We start from the raw sequence: 15,572 nt of genomic DNA, 5'->3' as shown, positions 1-15,572 counted from the left end.
GCGGGGCGCGTCAGCGTTCGTAGGTGAGGAACGCGAACGGAGGCTCGGCGTCGAGGTGCTGCTCCTCCTCGACACACCTCCAGCCCGACAGGTCTACATGGGGAAACCACGTATCGCCGGGGAAGTCGCGGTCGATGCGCGTGAGGTAGAGGCGCTGCACGCGGTCCATCGTCTGGGCATAGAGGTCCGCGCCACCGGCGATGAAGACCTCGGGGTCGCCGCTCGCCTCGGCCTGGACGAGCGCGTCGTCCACGGAGTGCGCCACCTGGACTCCCGCGGGCGCGAAGTCCCGCTGGCGGGTGACGACGATGAAGGTGCGTCCCGGGAGCGGCCGGCCAATGGACTCGTACGTCTTGCGGCCCATCACCAGGGTGTGGCCCATGGTGAGGCGCTTGAAGCGCGCCAGGTCCGCGGGCAGGCGCCACGGGAGCTGGTTTCCCGCGCCGATGACGCGGTTGGCCGCCATGGCGACGATGGCGGACAGCTTCATACGGCCACGGGCGCCTTGATGGCGGGGTGCGGGTCGTAGCCTTCGAGCGTGAAGTCCTCGTACTTGAAGGCGAAGAGGTCCGTCACCTCGGGGTTGAGGTGCATGCGGGGCAGGGGACGCGGCTCGCGCGCCAGCTGCGTCTTCGCCTGCTCGACGTGGTTGAGGTACAGGTGCGCGTCACCGATGGTGTGGATGAACTCGTGCGCCTTCAGGCCCGTCACCTGCGCCACCATCATCGTCAGCAGCGAGTACGAGGCGATGTTGAACGGCAGCCCGAGGAAGAGGTCCGCGCTGCGCTGGTAGAGCTGGCAGGACAGGCGCCCGTCGGCCACGTAGAACTGGAAGAGCACGTGGCAGGGCGGCAGCTTCATGGACGGCAGGTCCGCCACGTTCCACGCGCTGACGATGTGCCGGCGCGAGTCGGGGTTCTTCTTCAGCCCCTCCACCAGGGCCCTCATCTGGTCGAGGTGCTCACCGTTGGGGGCCGTCCACGAGCGCCACTGGTGGCCGTACACGGGGCCCAGGCTGCCATCGGCGTTGGCCCACTCGTCCCAGATGGTGACGCCCTGGGCCTGGAGCGTGCGCACGTTGGTGTCGCCCGCGAGCATCCACAGCAGCTCGTGGATGATGGACCTGGTGTGCAGCTTCTTCGTGGTGAGGAGCGGGAAGCCCTGCGTGAGGTCGAAGCGGAGCTGGGGCCCGAAGACGCTGAGCGTCCCCGTGCCGGTACGGTCGCCCTTCTTCACTCCATGGCGCAGGACGTGGTCGAGCAGGGACAGATAGGGCTGCATGCGGCTCATGTAGCCGAGCCCGTGCGCGGCACCAATTCAAAGATGCGTGCCGTGTCGCCGAGTGAAGAAATGGGTAGGTACAGCGGTGCACACACCTGTTGCGCGGCGTGCGGCTTCTCGTGGACGGCGGTTACCGCGCACCGTTAGAAGCCGGGACATGAAACTCTACACCAAGACGGGCGACGCGGGAGAGACCGGGCTGTTCGGCGGTGGCCGCGTCGCGAAGGACGACGTGCGTGTGGATGCCTACGGGGAAGTCGACGAGCTGAACGCGACGCTCGGCCTCGTGCGCAGCTTCGAGGGCCCTACGGACGTGGACGCGCTGCTGCACCGGCTGCAGGACCAGCTCTTCACGGTGGGCGCGGTGCTCGCGACGCCGGAGGGCACCAAGGCGTCGGCGCACATTCCCGAGCTGAAGGCCGAGTGGGCGGAGGACATGGAGCGCGCCATCGACGGCTTCGAGGCCGAGCTGCCGCCGATGACCCACTTCATCCTCCCCGGAGGCACGCAGGCCGCCAGCGCGCTGCACCTGGCGCGCACCGTCTGCCGCCGCGCGGAGCGGCGCACCGTGCCGCTCTTGCGTGAGGGGAAGATTCCGAAGGCGGTGGTCGTCTACCTCAACAGGCTCTCCGACCTGCTGTTCGTCCTCGCCCGCGTGGTCAATCACCGTGCGGGCGTGGAGGACGTGAAGTGGATTCCGGCGAAGCCCTCCAAGTAGTCGGACGTGCCTCGTGAACGTGCTGCCCACCGCCCATCTGCGTGACCTCGCCCGCTCGGTGGGCTTCGACCTCGTGGGCTTCGCGCGCGCGGAGCCCATTCCTCCCGACTTCCTCATGTCGTGGGTGGAGGCGGGCTACGCCGCGGACATGGACTGGATGGGCGAGCGGGCCGCCGAGCGGCTGGACGTCTCGCTGCTGCTGCCCGGGGCGAAAACGGTCATCGCCTTCGCGAACAACTACTGGCGGGACGACGTGGAGTCGGCGGACTCGCCCATTGCCCGCTACGCGCGCGGGCGCGACTACCACTCCACGCTGCGCGACCGGATGAAGGCGTTCCGCAAGGCCCTCACCGTGATGTACCCCGGGCTGGGGACCTACGGCAGCGTGGACAGCGGCCCGCTGATGGAGAAGGTGTGGGCGGCGCGCGCGGGGCTCGGCTACGTGGGGAAGAATGGCTGCTTCATCACCGAGCCCTACGGCTCGTGGGTGCTGCTGGCCACGCTCGTCCTGGACGCGGAGGTCGACGACTACGGCAACGGCCCCGCGGCGGACCGGTGCGGCGCGTGCCGCCGCTGCCTCATGTCCTGCCCCACGGGTGCGCTGGTCGGCAACGGCCGTGTGGATGCGCGCGCGTGCCTGTCCTACCAGACCATCGAGAACCGCGAGCAGCAGGTGCCGGAGGCGTTCCGGCTCAAGTTCGACAACCTGATTTTCGGCTGTGACATCTGCCAGCAGGTGTGTCCGCTGAACCGTCGGCCGGTGTTCGCGGAGCACCCGCGCTTCGCGCCCCGGGCCGTCGCGACGCTGGGCGTGCGCGAGCTCGCGGGACTCACGGTGGAACAGTATGAGCACCTAATACCTGGCACGGCGCTGGCGCGCGCACGCTACGACGGCTTGCGCCGCAACGCCGTGTACGCGCTGGGCGTGGCCAGGCAGGCCGACGCGAAACCGTTGCTGGAAAAGCTCTGCGGCGATTCGAGCGAATTGGTACGTACCGCCGCGCAATGGGCGCTCCTTCAGCTCGACCCCTGACGTCCAACTCCACGCAGTCGCTGGGCCCGGTCTACGCCGCGCTCCTCCTCCAGGTCCTCATCAGCGCTGGCACGTATCTGGTGGGCAAGCGCGCCATGACGGAGCTGCCACCGCTCACGGTGGTGCTGTGGCGCTTCGTCTTGAGCGGCTCCGTGTTCATGCTGCTGTTGTGCTGCCTGCCAGGGCCCCGGCTGCCGCCGCGCAACGAGTGGGGACGCGTGTTGCTGCTGGGGCTGCTCGCGGGCCCGGTGAACCAGGTGTTCTTCTTCTATGGCCTGTCACAGTCCACGGCCGCGCACGCGGCGCTGCTGTATGCGCTGACGCCGCTGGGCGTGTATCTGCTGAGCCTGGGACGGGGCCATGAGAAGGCGTCGTTCCGGGCGATGGGCGGCATCGTCACGGCGTTCCTGGGGGTGGTGGTGTTGCTGCTGGGGCGGGGGCTGGCGGACGCGAGCGGTTCGCTGCTGGGCGACCTGCTCATCCTGGGCGCGGTGATGTCGTGGGTGGTGTACACGACGGAGGGCAAGCCCTTCGTCGCCATTCATGGCCCGCTCCGCGCCACGGCGTGGAGCATGGGCGCCTCCACGTTGATGATGCTGGTGCTGGCGCCCTTCTTCGCGAAGCCGGAGGCGGTGCTCGCGGCCAGCGCCGCGGCCCGGTACAGCATCGCCTACCTGGGCCTGCTGACCTCGGTGGTGGCGTATCTGCTCTGGTACTACGCGCTGTCGAAGGTACCTGCGTCGAAGGTGGCCGTGTTCTCCAACCTCCAGCCCGCGGCGACCGCGCTGGCGGCATGGGCCATCCTGGATGAAGCGCTGCACTGGGAGATTGCCGTAGGCGGCGCGCTCGTGCTCCTGGGCGTGCGGCTGACGCAGACCGCGCACGTCCGCCCGCCCGCCGTGGCGCCTGCCATCTCCGAGCAGCCTCCGACGTCGCCGCGCATCGGGTAGCAAGACTCGGAGTGCCGTGCCTGCCCGCGCCCATTAGCTTCTGGTCGTGACCGCGAGGTTCCCTGGAAGGAGGCAGACACCGTGTCCACGCAGAAGGTGACGGCGCGACAGCCGCGTCCGCCCAGCGCCGCCCGTTCCGTGAAGTGTGTCTTCGAGCGGGTGGCCGATGCCGACTGGGCGCGCGTCTCGGAGGCGCTGGATGCGCGAGGCTGCGCGACGGTGGAGCGGCTCCTCATGCCCGCGGAGTGCGAAGCCCTGGCGGCGCTGTATGCGGAGGACGCGGTGTTCCGCAGCCGGGTGGTGATGGCGCGGCATGGCTTTGGACGAGGGGAGTACAAGTACTTCGAGTACCCGTTGCCTGAAGTCATCGCAGAGCTGCGCGCGGCGCTGTATCCCCGGCTCGCGCCCATCGCGAACCGCTGGAACACGGCCATGGGCATCGAGGTCCAGTACCCGGAGGACCACGCGGAGTACCTCGAGCGCTGCCATGCGGCGGGGCAGGTGCGCCCGACGCCGTTGCTGCTGCGGTACGGCGCGGACGACTACAACTGCCTGCACCAGGACCTCTATGGGGAGCACGTCTTCCCGCTCCAGGTGGCGATTCTGCTGTCGGAGCCCGGCCGTGACTTCACGGGCGGCGAGTTCGTGCTCACCGAGCAGCGGCCGCGCATGCAGTCGCGGGCGGAGGTGGTTCCGCTGCGTCAGGGAGACGCGGTGGTGTTCGCTGTCCACCACCGCCCGGTGCAGGGCACGCGCGGCGTGTACCGCGTCAACCTGCGGCACGGCGTGAGCCGCATCCGGTCGGGGCACCGCCACACGGTGGGCGTCATCTTCCATGACGCGGCCTGAGGGACATGGATGACGCTGGACCTGTTCGACAGCCTGGGAGGCATGGAGCCTCGCGAGGAGACGCTGGGCCCCGGAGCCAGGGTGCTGCGAGGCTTCGCCCGGGCCCAGGAAGAGGCGGTGTTGAGCGCGCTCCACGACATCACGAGCGCCTCGCCCTTCCGGCACATGGAGACACCGGGCGGATTCCGCATGTCGGTGGCGATGACGAGTTGTGGCGCGTGGGGATGGGTGACGGACCGGACGGGGTACCGCTACGCCGCGGAAGACCCGGTGCAGGGGCGGCCCTGGCCTCAGATGCCGGAGGTTCTCAGGGAGCTCGCGCGGACAGCCGCCGCGAGCGCCGGCTTCGCGGCGTTCTGCCCCGATTCCTGCCTGATGAACCGCTACGTCCCCGGCGCGAAGATGTCGCTGCACCAGGACAAGGACGAGCGCGACTTCTCCGCGCCCATCGTCTCCGTCTCGCTGGGGCTCCCGGCGGTCTTTCTCTTCGGGGGGACGGAGCGGAAGGACCGGCCGGCGCGCGTGCGCCTGAGTCATGGCGATGTGGTCGTCTGGGGCGGACCGGCCCGCTTGCGCTATCACGGCGTCATGCCGCTGAAGCCAGGGCACCATCCGCGGCTGGGTGCCCAGCGCATCAACCTGACGTTCCGGAAGGCGTGTTGATGCCTGGACGGCGTAGGCTGGGCCCATGCTTCGTCCGGGTGAGGACCTGCTCCAGGTGGAAGCGCGGCTGTGGCTCCTGACCGCGCCGACCGGCCAGGGCATCTACGACTTTGCGTTCGACCGGTTCTTCGCGTGCCGTCGCCCGTATGTGCTGCCTGAGTCCCTGGAGGTGGTGGCCCGGGTCGGCGTCTGGAATGACTACGCCGAGCGCTACCGCGAGCTGGCCGAGGCAGGACTCCGTTTGGTTCACACTCCCGAGCAGCACCTGCTGGCCACGGAGCTGCCCTATTGGTACCCCAAGCTCACCGACCTGACACCGCGCAGCGTCTGGTTCGACGAGCGTCCCGACGCGGAGACAGTGGAGCGCGTGCTGGGGTGGCCCGTGTTCGTGAAGGGCGAGCGCCAGACGAGCCGCCATCGCAAGTCGCTCTCCATCATCGAAGGGCCGGAGCAGTTCCGCCGGGCGATGGACGCTTACGCGAAGGACCCCATCCTGCACTGGCAGCGGGTGGTGTGCCGGGAGTTGAGGTCCTTGCGCCGGGTCGAGGAGGGTGCGCCGGACCGCATCCCCAGCTCCTTCGAGTTCCGCACCTTCTGGTGGAAGGGCGAGCTCGTCGGCTGGGGGCCCTACTGGTGGCAGGGCACGCCGTACACCCTGACGCCTGAGGAGCAACGCGAGGCGCTCGGGCTGGGCCGTGAGGTCTCGAGGCGACTGGACGTGCCCTTCCTGGTGGTGGACGTGGCCCAGGAAGTGTCGGGCCGGTGGATTGTCATCGAGTGCAACGACGGCCAGGAGAGTGGCTACGCCGGCATCTCTCCCTTCGCGCTCTGGCAGGCGGTCCTGGACACAGAGCGCGGCGCCGTCCCACCGTAGCTCCAGGGGCGCTCAGTCTCCGTCCGGGTCCCAATCGGAGATGTCGTACTCCGGCTCGGGAGGCAGCGCCGGCCGGCTGGACTTGCTGGGGGCGGGCTTCGCGGCCGGGGCCTGCGGCTCGGGCAGGTCGTCATCGAGCAGCGGGTCCTTCTTCGCCGGGCTCGTGGAGACCGCGGGAGGAGGGGCCTTCACCGGCTCGGGTGCGGCTGGCGCGGGTGCGGGCCTGGCGGGCTCCGGCGCCGCCACCGCCGCGGGCGCTGGTGTGGGCGTCTCATCCGGCGAGTCCAGGTCCCCCAGGGAGGTCGGGTCCGCGGGAGCCGAGGCCGGCGTCGGGGACGGCGGGGGATCCGATTCGCTCGCCCGGTACACACCGGTCCGCGTGGCCTCCACCGCGACCCCGGAGGACGGAGGTGGGGGGACGGGCTCGGTCGCCACACGGCGCGAGGGCTCCTCCGCCACGGACGACTCCGAGGCGCGGTAGCCATCCCGACGGCCTGCGCTGCTCGACGAGCGCTCATCACCGAACGGGTCCTCCTCGCGGTTGCGCCTGCGTGTGGGCTGCGCATCGCCGTCGCCGAACGGGTCCTCCTCCCGGCTCAGCTTCTTCCCCCGCCGACGCTTCGGGGGATCCGCCACCACCCCGGCGGGCAGGCCCTTCAGCGACGAGTGGCGGTCCGCACACAGGCTCAGGTTCTCCTGGCAGTCCGCCAGGCAGTGGGTGAGCTTCTCGACCGTCCGCCCGCTGCCTCCGTATTCGATGGAGCAGTCCTCCTTGCACGTCGCGAAGTCCTCCTTGCAGCCGGAGGGGACGGCGGCCGCGGCGGTGCCGGCGGCGAGGGTCAGGCCAAGAATCAGGAGGGCTCGCATGGCGATTACGAAAACTACCAGTCTTCAGGGGTTCCTGGGCCAGAGGGGCGCGTTATGGTCGCCTGGCGCGAGGGTCGCGCCACGAGGAGGAACATGGCTGTCAGGGTGGGCATCATCGGGAGCCCCGGGCTGGCTCAGGCACTGGGCCTCCTCGGCAAGGGCGAGTCCCACATCATCGAGACACCCTTCGGCCCTCACGCGGGCCCCATCGTCACCACCGAGCTCGGCGGCGTCCCCGTCGCCTTCGTCGCCCGCCACGGCGCCGGACACGTCTACAACGCCACCCGCGCGCCCTACCGCGCCAACGTCTACGCCCTGAAGGTCCTGGGCGTCACCCACGTCCTCTCCACGGGCACCGTCGGCAGCCTGCGCGAGCATATCCAGCCTCTTCAGCTCGTCGTCCCGGACCAGGTCATCGACCGCACCTACCGCCGGCCCTGCACCTTCTACGACGACGTCGCCGTGCACGTGGACCTGGGCAACCCCTTCTGCGGCACGCTGCGGCAGGTGCTCTCCGAGGCCAGGGACCCGCTGGGGCCTCCCGTCCACCCCGAGGCCACCTACGTCTGCATCGAGGGCCCCTCGCTCAGCACGCGCGCGGAGAGCCTGCTCTACCGAACCTGGGGCGGGGACCTGGTGGGGATGACGGCCATGCCCGAGGCCCGGCTCGCCCGCGAGGCGGAGCTGCACTACGCCATGGTGGCGCTGCCCACCGACTTCGACTCGTGGCAGCCTCAGGCGCCGGGGCAGGAGCACGACGACCTCCTGGCGCAGATTTCCCACCACCGGAAGGCCGTCACCGCCAGCGGCGCCGCGCTCCTCCGCCGTGCGCTGCCGCGCATCGCCGAGGCCCGCGCCACCTGCCGCTGTGACACCGCGCTGGCGCTGGCCATTGGCACCGAGCGCAGCCGCATCCCCGACGAGGTGCGCGGTCGCCTCCGTCCACTGCTGGGCAGATACCTCCCGCCCAACGTCGCCTGACGCACCTCGCCCGGCCGCGCACCGTCACCTGCCCGAAGCGCATGCCGGGCGCTCGTTCGGACGCCTGCTGCCAATCCGCTCCGCCGACGCCACCTTCCGGTCCCCGGAACTACTTCGAGCGAGGAGGCGAGCATGCGTTGGCCCAGACTCAAGCACCTGACGTGGCGCGAGTTCGGCCGTCGCCTGGTGAAGGAGTTCCAGGAGGACAACGTCACCGACATCGCGGCGCAGCTGTCGTACTACCTCCTGTTCTCCCTGTTCCCGTTCCTCTTCTTCCTCGTGACGCTGGTGGCGTACCTGCCCTTCGCCCCGGGCGCGGTGGACGCGATGCTGGACCGCATCCGGCCGCTGGTGCCAGGGGATGCGTTTCAGGTCGTCACCGGCCACCTGCAATCCCTGGTCAACCAGCCCCAGCCCAAGCTGCTGACGGCCGGTCTGATCGTCACGCTGTGGTCGGCCTCGCGCGGGGTGAACGCGCTGCGCACCGCGCTCAACCTGGCCTACGACGTCTCCGAGTCGCGGCCCCTCTGGAAGACGCAGGGGCTGGCGATGCTGGTGACGCTGATGGGCTCGCTGCTCATCCCGCTGTCCTTCGCCGTGTTCCTGCTCGGCGGCCGGCTGGGGCTGTGGCTGGCGGGCAAGCTGCATCTGGTGGGCGCGTTCCACCTGGTGTGGTCGTGGCTGCGCTGGCCCTTCACCGCGGCGCTGGTGATGCTGGTGCTGGCGCTCTGCTACTACCTGCTCCCCGACGTGAAGCAGCGCTTCAAGTACATCACCCCCGGCTCCGTGCTGGGCACGGGCCTGTGGCTGCTGAGCACGTGGGGCTTCACGCAGTACGTGGAGCACTTCGGCCAGTACAACGTCACCTATGGCTCCATCGGCGGCGTGGTGGTGCTGCTGCTGTGGCTCTACATCTCCGGGCTCATCTTCATCCTCGGCGGCGAGGTTAACGCCATCCTCGAGCACGCCTCGGCGGAGGGGAAGTCCAAGGGGGCGCGCGGCTTCGAGGAGCCCGCGCCGCTGGAGCCGCCGCTCAAGACGGCGGGGGCGGCCAAGAGCGCCAAGAGCGCCATGCGCACGAAGCTGGCGCGCTTCCGGTGGCGGCGGCGCGTGGCCCGGGGGCTGGAGCCCGAGCCCACCGTGGAGGAGCAGGACCCTCGCTCCTCCACGCTGCACTGAGCGGGCGCGCGGGGGACTACTTGCCGCCCAGCTTCTGCTTGATGGCGGGCAGGCCGCCCGGGGCGTTGTTGCTGCCCCGCAGGTTCTTCTGCGAGATGATCTTCTGGATGTTCGCGATGCGGTCCCGGTTGGTGGGGTGCGTGCTCAGCCACTTCATCAGGGCGGGCGTGTCGCCCTGCTCCTTCTGGAGCTTCTCGAAGAAGGTGATGAGCCCGCGCGGGTCATAGCCCGCGCCGGACGCGTAGCGCGCGCCGTACTCGTCGGCCTCAATCTCCTCGCTGCGGCCGTGGGCCAGCAGGGTTCCACCGCTCACGAGCTGCGCGGCAATCTGGGCCACGGTGCCCGGGTTCTTGCCCAGCGCCGCCTGGGTGATGGCCTGCAGCCCCATCTGGTTGACCATGGCGCGCGCGGAGTGGCGGCCCACCACGTGGCCCGCCTCGTGCGCCATGACACCCGCGAGCTCCGCCTCGGTGTCGGAGGCCAGGATGAGGCCCGTGTACACGTACAGGTAGCCGCCCGGCGTGGCGAAGGCGTTGACCGTCTTCGGGTCGTCGATGACGTGAATCTTCCACTTCACGCCCGGCCGGTCCTTGGACGCCTGGGTCAGGATCTGGGAGGAGATGTCGCGCACGTACTCGACGACGGACGCGTCCTCCACGTACTTGATCTTCTCCTTCGTCTCCAGCTCCTGCTTGACCTGCTTGCCGAGCTCCTCTTCCTGCTCGTCGGAGATGAGGGTCCTGGCCACGGCCTTCTCCGCCGTGATGCGCTGCTTGGTGCAGCCCGTCGACATTCCCGTTGCCAGGGTGAAACCCAGTACCGCCACGAGGGTGCGCTGCATGACGAATGGTGCCTTTCTTTCCAAGGGGATGCGGGACGCTGGCCCACATCGGCACCTGCCTTCAAGGGCCGCGTGATGCAAGCGTCCGGACGAGCACGTAGGCGGTGCGTGAGGTCGGCTCCCGGTGTATGTGCCCCGGAGGATGCCTGAGCTACCCGAAGTGGAGATCGCGCGGCGCAACCTGGTGCGCTGGTTCAGCGACCGGCGCCTCGTGCGCGCGGAATCCGAGAACACCCGCATCTTCCGAGGCGCCGAGCGCCAGCGGTTCGACGCGCTCAGCGGCCGGCTGGAGTCCCTGGTCCGCCGGGGCAAGTACCTGCTCTTCGCCTTCGAGGGGGGAAAGGGGCTGATGGGGCACCTGGGGATGACGGGCAAGTTCGTCCGTCGCACCGAAGGTCAGGTGGAGCCCTACAGCCGCGCCCGGTTCCACCTGGACGACGGCCACGTCATCCACTTTTCCGATCCGCGCATGTTCGGCCGCCTGGAGCCGGCGCCGGCCGCGCGCCTGCGCGAGCTGGACGCGGTGCGGCTTCTCGGGAGGGACCCCCTGGCGGACGGCCTCACCGCGGGGCAGCTCCAGGCGGCGCTGGGGACCTGCCGGAAGGACCTGAAGGTGGCCCTGATGGACCAGGAGCGCATCTCCGGCCTGGGCAACATCCACGCCGCCGAGGCCCTCTTCCGCGCCGGGCTCCACCCCGCGCGCCAGCCCGGCTCCCTGACGCCGGAGGAGTGGAAGCGGCTGGTTCAGGCCATCCGCGCCTCCATCGACTTCGGCCTCAAGGAGCAGGAGGGGGAGGAGCCGGTGTACCTGGAGGAGGGGCGGTCGGAGAATCCCTTCCTGGTCTACGGACGCGCCGGGAGCCCATGCTCCCAGTGTGGCACCCAGGTCGAGTCCTTCACCCAGGGCGGTCGTACCACCCACTTCTGCCCCCGGTGCCAGCCGCTGGGGCGGAAGCCGAAGTGACACCGGGGGGCCCGCCGTTGACGGCGCGAAGCCGCGCCCTGGTAAGCGTTGACACCCCTCCGTCCCATGGCTTGAATCGCCCGCCTTTCAGACCCGGCCGCCCCTGGCGGCCCTGGAGATCGTTGCCCATGTCTCACGCCCTGCTGGCGGCGCTGCTCGTCGCTTCTTCCACGGCCACCGCCCAGACGCCGGTGCCGGAGGGTAGCCCGCCCGCGCCAGCGGAAGCCGCGCCCGCTGCTCCCACCCCTCCCGAGGAGTCCACTCCCGCCGCTCCCGCGGAGGCCGCCCCCGTCGCTCCGGCGGAGGCAGCGCCGGTGATGCCCCTCCGCGAGGCCGTCAGCCGCGAGGACCTGGAGGCGCTGAAGGAGGAGCTGCGCGAGGAGATTCGCGCCGAGGCCGCGAAGCAGTCCATTGGCGCCACGGACGAGTGGGCCGAGGAGTTCCCGGAGGAGAAGCGCAAGCTCGAGGTCTTCACGCTCGACGGCTACTTCCGCGTTCGCCCCACGCTCTTCTACAAGTTCGACCTGGGCAAGGCGCCCGGCCGGGAGCTCTTCCCGCGCTCGCCGCGCAGCCCGCAGGAGAACACCCAGTCCTTCGCCACCATGCGCGTGCGCCTGGAGCCCACCTTCAACATCTCCGAGCAGGTGGCGTTGAAGATGGAGGTGCTCGGCCTGGACAACTTCGTGATGGGCGCCATGCCCGACACGCTGCTGCCCGGCAACACGCGCAACATCTTCGGCATCTTCTCCGAGAGCCAGGACCCGCTGTCCGACGCGCTCCAGGACTCCATCAAGCTGCGCCGCGCCTACGGTGAGGTGAAGACGCCGGTGGGCATCCTGCGCTTCGGTCGCATGGGCAGCCAGTGGGGCCTGGGCATGCTGCGCAACGACGGCACCTGCTTCGACTGCGACTTCGGCGACACCGTCGACCGCATCCAGTTCGTCACCAACCCCTTCGAGGGCTGGTACGTGACGCCGATGCTGGACTTCAACTCGGAGGGGGTCATCGACACCCGCGGCACCGTGGGTGAGCCCATCGACCTGACCCAGGCCGACGACGCGCACAGCTACGTGATTGCGATTGCCCGCCGCGACACCGACCAGGTCATCCGCTCCAAGCTGGAGAACAACCAGGGCGTGCTCCAGTACGGCCTGCACTTCACCTTGCGCCAGCAGAAGTGGGAGTACGACGGCTCCACGACCAACGGGCAGAACACCGGCTTCATCCCGCGTGACGCCTCGTTGTACGTGCCGGACTTCTGGCTCCGGTACGAGGAGAAGAACTGGCGGCTGGAGTTCGAGTTCGCCGCGATGCTGGGCCGCATCGGCAACCGCGCGCTGGACGTGGGCGGCATCAACGACCCCACGCTCAACCAGAGCCTCACCGTCGCCCAGTTCGGCGGCGTGGCGCAGGGCGAGCTGAAGCTCCTGGACCAGAAGCTCTCGCTGAACATGGAGCTGGGCTTCGCCTCCGGTGACAAGGCGTATGGCTTCGGCAACCAGCCGGGCCGCCCGGGCTCGGGCACCAACGGCCAGACGGCGGAGGGGGACTTCGAAGGCCCGCAGTACGCCTGTGGCACGGGCGGCTGTACGGACAACGCCATCCGCAACTTCCGCTTCAACCGCGACTACCGCATTGACCTCATCCTCTGGCGCGAGCTGCTGGTCGGCGTGACGGACGCGTTCTACATCCGCCCGTCCGCGAAGTACTCCATCACCGAGGGCTTCGACATCTACGGCCGCCTCATCTACTCGCAGGCCATCTACGCGGAGTCGACCCCGTCGGCCACGAGCAAGGCCCTGGGCCTGGAAGTGAACGTGGGCGTGGACTACAAGACGGAGGACGGGTTCATCGCTGGCCTCGCCTACGGCATCCTGTTCCCGATGAGCGGCTTGCAGGAGGCCCAGGTGGCCAATCGCATCGACCTGGACACGCCGCAGACCATCCGCGCCTGGCTGGGCGTCCAGTTCTAGCCATGCGCGCCGCCCTCGCCCCGCTCCTCGTGGCCACCAGCCTGTCGCTGACGCTGGTGGCGTGTGGCATCAAGGGGCCGCCCCGGCCGCCCGCGCCCGCGCCCGCCACGGAGACGCAGCCGCCTCCCTCGGCGACGGAGCGGGGGCCCGTGGAGCCGTCGGGGCCGACCCTGACGCCCACGCCGGAGAGCGGGGTGGAGACGCCCCTCACGCCGTCGGAGTCCCCCGCGTCCGAGGACGCTGGAGCCCCGTGAACCACTTCATCTACCGCAAGGGCGTGCTCCACGCGGAGGATGTGCCGCTGGCGGCCATCGCCGAGTCCGTGGGCACGCCGACCTACGTCTACTCCACCGCCACGCTCACCCGGCACGTCCGGGTGGTGACGGAGGCCTTCGGGGACCGGCCGCACCTCATCTGCTACTCGGTGAAGGCCAACTCGAACCTCGCCATCCTCCGGCTCATCGCCGAGCGGGGCGGTGGGTTCGACATCGTCTCCGGCGGGGAGCTGGCCCGCGTCCGGCACGTCGGTGGCGATGCCGGGAAGACGGTGTTCGCGGGCGTGGGCAAGACGCAGGAGGAGATGGAGGCGGCGCTGGCCGCGGGCATCCTCCTCTTCAACGTGGAGAGCGCCGAGGAGCTGGAGGCGCTGGACGCCGTGGGCCGCCGGCTGGGGCGACGGGCGCCGTTCGCGCTGCGCGTGAATCCGGACGTGGACGCGCGCACGCACCGCTACATCTCCACGGGCCTGAAGACGTCCAAGTTCGGGGTGCCGTTCGAGGAGGCGGTCGCCCTGTACGCCCGGGCGAAGAAGATGAAGGGCCTGCTGGCCACCGGGCTGGACTGCCACATCGGCTCGCAGCTCACCCAGACGGCGCCCATGCGCGCGGCGCTGTCCAAGGTCGCCGGGCTCTACACCGCGCTGAAGGCGCAGGGGCACCCGCTGGCGTACCTGGACGTGGGCGGCGGCCTGGGCATCACCTATTCGGACGAGACGCCGCCCTCTCCGGACGAGTATGCCCGCACGGTGCTGGCCGCCGCGGGGGCCACGGGCGCCACGCTCATCCTGGAGCCGGGCCGGGCGCTGGTGGGCAACGCGGGCGTGCTGCTCACGCGCGTGCTGTACCGGAAGAAGACGCCCGCCAGACACTTCGTGGTGGTGGACGCGGGCATGAACGACTTGCTGCGTCCCGCGCTCTACGAAGCGCACCATGGCCTCCAGCCGCTGGTGAAGCGGCGGGGCAAGGCCATGGAGGTGGACGTCGTGGGGCCGGTGTGTGAATCCACCGACGTGCTGGCGAAGGCCCGGCCCCTCGTCCTGCCGCAAGCAGGCGAGCTGTTCGCCTTCATGAGCGCCGGGGCGTACGGAATGAGTATGTCGTCCACTTATAATTCCCGCCCACGCCCGGCCGAGGTGCTCGTGGACGGAGCGGCGTGGCGTGTCGTCCGCGAGCGGGAGCGCGTCGAGGATCTCTGGCGCGGCGAGCGGGCCTGAACGTATAAGCCCCGTCATGAAGACCTTCGAAGGCTCCATGACGGCCCTGGCCACTCCGTTCCGGAACGGAGCGCTCGACGAGCCCGCCTACCGGGCCCTGGTCCGGCAGCAGATTGAAGGTGGCACCAGCGTGCTGGTGCCCATGGGCACCACCGGCGAGGCCGTCACCATGACGGCCGACGAGCGGGCCCTCGCGGTGAAGGTGGTGGTGGAGGAGGCGAAGGGTCGCGTGATGGTGGTGGGCGGTGCCGGCTCCAACAGCACCGCGGAGACCATCGAAGGCGTGCGCCGCGTGCGCGAGGCGGGCGCGGATGGCACGCTCATCGTCACGCCCTACTACAACAAGCCCACGCAGGCGGGCCTGGTGGAGCACTACCGCGCGGTGGCCAAGGCGCACCCGGGCTTCCCCATCATCGCCTACAACGTGCCGAGCCGGACGGGCGTGGACCTGCTGCCCGACACGGTGTTGCGGCTGTGTGACATCCCCGAGGTGGTGGCCCTCAAGGAGGCCACGGGCAACATGCCCCGGGTCATCGACATCCTGGAGCGCTGTGGCGACCGGATGACGCTGCTGTCCGGGGACGACTTCACCGTGCTGCCCTTCATTGCCTGCGGTGGCAAGGGCGTCATCTCCGTGTCCGCCAACGTGGCGCCGCGGATGATGGCGGACCTGGTGGCGGCGGCGCGCAAGGGCGACATGGCGGTGGCTCGCGAGCTTCAGGTGCGGATGAACGAGCTGCACCGGCTGCTGTTCATCGAGTCCAGCCCCGCGCCCGTGAAGTGGGGTCTGCACGTCATGGGATTGTTCGGGCCCGAAGTGCGGTTGCCCCTGGTGCAGATGACCGAGCCCAACGCCGCGAAGCTGCGCGACTGCATGCGCCAGTTGGGACTGCTCAAGGGCTGAGCC

The 15,572-nt window shown here is 69.8% G+C and carries 17 protein-coding genes; 13 read left to right on the top strand and 4 right to left on the bottom strand.

The window, feature by feature from the left end:
• Positions 1-10: 10 nt before the first annotated feature.
• Positions 11-490 (bottom strand): dihydrofolate reductase, encoded by a 480-nt coding sequence (locus VZL07_RS06205; protein ID WP_426754416.1) that lies wholly within the window; start codon positions 488-490, stop codon positions 11-13.
• Entirely contained in the window at positions 487-1,281 is a 795-nt protein-coding gene (locus VZL07_RS06200) for a thymidylate synthase (protein ID WP_426757243.1), read from the bottom strand. The genes VZL07_RS06205 and VZL07_RS06200 overlap by 4 nt, the downstream gene beginning before the upstream one ends.
• 157 nt (positions 1,282-1,438) lie before the next feature.
• Between VZL07_RS06200 and VZL07_RS06195 the strand changes: the two genes are divergently transcribed.
• The 6 genes from VZL07_RS06195 to VZL07_RS06170 all read left to right on the top strand — a co-directional run bounded on the left by VZL07_RS06195 (position 1,439) and on the right by VZL07_RS06170 (position 6,368).
• Positions 1,439-1,999 (top strand): cob(I)yrinic acid a,c-diamide adenosyltransferase, encoded by a 561-nt coding sequence (locus VZL07_RS06195; RefSeq protein ID WP_426754415.1) that lies wholly within the window; start codon positions 1,439-1,441, stop codon positions 1,997-1,999.
• 13 nt (positions 2,000-2,012) lie between these two features.
• Positions 2,013-3,032, top strand: coding sequence for a tRNA epoxyqueuosine(34) reductase QueG (queG, locus tag VZL07_RS06190; RefSeq protein ID WP_426754414.1), 1,020 nt, complete (start codon positions 2,013-2,015; stop codon positions 3,030-3,032).
• Entirely contained in the window at positions 3,005-3,982 is a 978-nt protein-coding gene (locus VZL07_RS06185) for a DMT family transporter (protein WP_426754413.1), read from the top strand. Before queG ends, VZL07_RS06185 begins: the two co-directional genes overlap by 28 nt.
• Positions 3,983-4,063: 81 nt before the next feature.
• On the top strand, positions 4,064-4,831 hold the full coding sequence (locus tag VZL07_RS06180) for a 2OG-Fe(II) oxygenase (RefSeq protein ID WP_426754412.1): 768 nt from the start codon (positions 4,064-4,066) through the stop codon (positions 4,829-4,831).
• A 9-nt stretch (positions 4,832-4,840) separates the two neighbouring features.
• Entirely contained in the window at positions 4,841-5,494 is a 654-nt protein-coding gene (gene alkB, locus VZL07_RS06175) for a DNA oxidative demethylase AlkB (protein ID WP_426754411.1), read from the top strand.
• Positions 5,495-5,519: 25 nt separating this feature from the next.
• Positions 5,520-6,368: an ATP-grasp domain-containing protein gene (locus tag VZL07_RS06170; RefSeq protein ID WP_426754410.1), complete on the top strand. Its 849-nt coding sequence runs from the start codon at positions 5,520-5,522 to the stop codon at positions 6,366-6,368.
• A gap of 12 nt (positions 6,369-6,380) precedes the next feature.
• Here VZL07_RS06170 and VZL07_RS06165 read toward each other — a convergent pair whose 3' ends face one another.
• Complete coding sequence (locus VZL07_RS06165; RefSeq protein ID WP_426754409.1) at positions 6,381-7,235, bottom strand: hypothetical protein; 855 nt, start codon at positions 7,233-7,235, stop codon at positions 6,381-6,383.
• A gap of 93 nt (positions 7,236-7,328) precedes the next feature.
• On the opposite strand from VZL07_RS06165, the gene VZL07_RS06160 reads away from it, so the two are divergent.
• Both VZL07_RS06160 and VZL07_RS06155 read left to right on the top strand, forming a co-directional pair.
• Positions 7,329-8,216: an MTAP family purine nucleoside phosphorylase gene (locus VZL07_RS06160; protein WP_426754408.1), complete on the top strand. Its 888-nt coding sequence runs from the start codon at positions 7,329-7,331 to the stop codon at positions 8,214-8,216.
• A gap of 132 nt (positions 8,217-8,348) precedes the next feature.
• Positions 8,349-9,395, top strand: a complete 1,047-nt coding sequence (locus VZL07_RS06155; RefSeq protein WP_426754407.1) for a YihY/virulence factor BrkB family protein — start codon at positions 8,349-8,351, stop codon at positions 9,393-9,395.
• Positions 9,396-9,411: 16 nt separating this feature from the next.
• On the opposite strand, the gene VZL07_RS06150 is transcribed toward VZL07_RS06155, so the two are convergent.
• A complete protein-coding gene (locus VZL07_RS06150) occupies positions 9,412-10,236 on the bottom strand; it encodes a M48 family metallopeptidase (protein ID WP_426754406.1) in 825 nt (274 codons plus the stop codon).
• Between the two features lie 142 nt (positions 10,237-10,378).
• Between VZL07_RS06150 and mutM the strand changes: the two genes are divergently transcribed.
• From mutM to dapA, 5 genes are all read left to right on the top strand, one after another.
• Positions 10,379-11,200, top strand: a complete 822-nt coding sequence (gene mutM, locus VZL07_RS06145; protein ID WP_426754405.1) for a bifunctional DNA-formamidopyrimidine glycosylase/DNA-(apurinic or apyrimidinic site) lyase — start codon at positions 10,379-10,381, stop codon at positions 11,198-11,200.
• Between the two features lie 128 nt (positions 11,201-11,328).
• Positions 11,329-13,173 (top strand): TIGR04551 family protein, encoded by a 1,845-nt coding sequence (locus VZL07_RS06140; protein WP_426754404.1) that lies wholly within the window; start codon positions 11,329-11,331, stop codon positions 13,171-13,173.
• Positions 13,174-13,175: 2 nt separating this feature from the next.
• Positions 13,176-13,427: a lipoprotein gene (locus VZL07_RS06135; RefSeq protein ID WP_426754403.1), complete on the top strand. Its 252-nt coding sequence runs from the start codon at positions 13,176-13,178 to the stop codon at positions 13,425-13,427.
• Positions 13,424-14,665: a diaminopimelate decarboxylase gene (gene lysA, locus VZL07_RS06130; protein ID WP_426754402.1), complete on the top strand. Its 1,242-nt coding sequence runs from the start codon at positions 13,424-13,426 to the stop codon at positions 14,663-14,665. The genes VZL07_RS06135 and lysA overlap by 4 nt, the downstream gene beginning before the upstream one ends.
• Before the next feature lie 16 nt (positions 14,666-14,681).
• A complete protein-coding gene (gene dapA, locus VZL07_RS06125) occupies positions 14,682-15,569 on the top strand; it encodes a 4-hydroxy-tetrahydrodipicolinate synthase (protein ID WP_426754401.1) in 888 nt (295 codons plus the stop codon).
• Positions 15,570-15,572: the final 3 nt, after the last annotated feature.

Origin of the sequence: Pseudomyxococcus flavus (assembly GCF_050038885.1) — a bacterium.
Lineage (GTDB): Bacteria > Myxococcota > Myxococcia > Myxococcales > Myxococcaceae > Myxococcus > Myxococcus flavus.
Note: the sequence above shows the minus strand (reverse complement) of the source record. Positions and strands in the feature narration are given on the sequence as shown.

Excerpts from the sequence above, each read along its gene's own strand:
- VZL07_RS06205 (WP_426754416.1), bottom strand. The coding sequence starts at position 490 with ATGAAGCTGTCCGCCATCGTCGCCATGGCGGCCAACCGCGTCATCGGC.
- VZL07_RS06200 (WP_426757243.1), bottom strand. The coding sequence starts at position 1,281 with ATGCAGCCCTATCTGTCCCTGCTCGACCACGTCCTGCGCCATGGAGTG.
- VZL07_RS06195 (WP_426754415.1), top strand. The coding sequence starts at position 1,439 with ATGAAACTCTACACCAAGACGGGCGACGCGGGAGAGACCGGGCTGTTC.
- VZL07_RS06185 (WP_426754413.1), top strand. The coding sequence starts at position 3,005 with ATGGGCGCTCCTTCAGCTCGACCCCTGACGTCCAACTCCACGCAGTCG.
- alkB (WP_426754411.1), top strand. The coding sequence starts at position 4,841 with ATGACGCTGGACCTGTTCGACAGCCTGGGAGGCATGGAGCCTCGCGAG.
- VZL07_RS06170 (WP_426754410.1), top strand. The coding sequence starts at position 5,520 with ATGCTTCGTCCGGGTGAGGACCTGCTCCAGGTGGAAGCGCGGCTGTGG.
- VZL07_RS06165 (WP_426754409.1), bottom strand. The coding sequence starts at position 7,235 with ATGCGAGCCCTCCTGATTCTTGGCCTGACCCTCGCCGCCGGCACCGCC.
- VZL07_RS06160 (WP_426754408.1), top strand. The coding sequence starts at position 7,329 with ATGGCTGTCAGGGTGGGCATCATCGGGAGCCCCGGGCTGGCTCAGGCA.
- VZL07_RS06155 (WP_426754407.1), top strand. The coding sequence starts at position 8,349 with ATGCGTTGGCCCAGACTCAAGCACCTGACGTGGCGCGAGTTCGGCCGT.
- VZL07_RS06150 (WP_426754406.1), bottom strand. The coding sequence starts at position 10,236 with ATGCAGCGCACCCTCGTGGCGGTACTGGGTTTCACCCTGGCAACGGGA.
- mutM (WP_426754405.1), top strand. The coding sequence starts at position 10,379 with ATGCCTGAGCTACCCGAAGTGGAGATCGCGCGGCGCAACCTGGTGCGC.
- VZL07_RS06140 (WP_426754404.1), top strand. The coding sequence starts at position 11,329 with ATGTCTCACGCCCTGCTGGCGGCGCTGCTCGTCGCTTCTTCCACGGCC.
- VZL07_RS06135 (WP_426754403.1), top strand. The coding sequence starts at position 13,176 with ATGCGCGCCGCCCTCGCCCCGCTCCTCGTGGCCACCAGCCTGTCGCTG.
- dapA (WP_426754401.1), top strand. The coding sequence starts at position 14,682 with ATGAAGACCTTCGAAGGCTCCATGACGGCCCTGGCCACTCCGTTCCGG.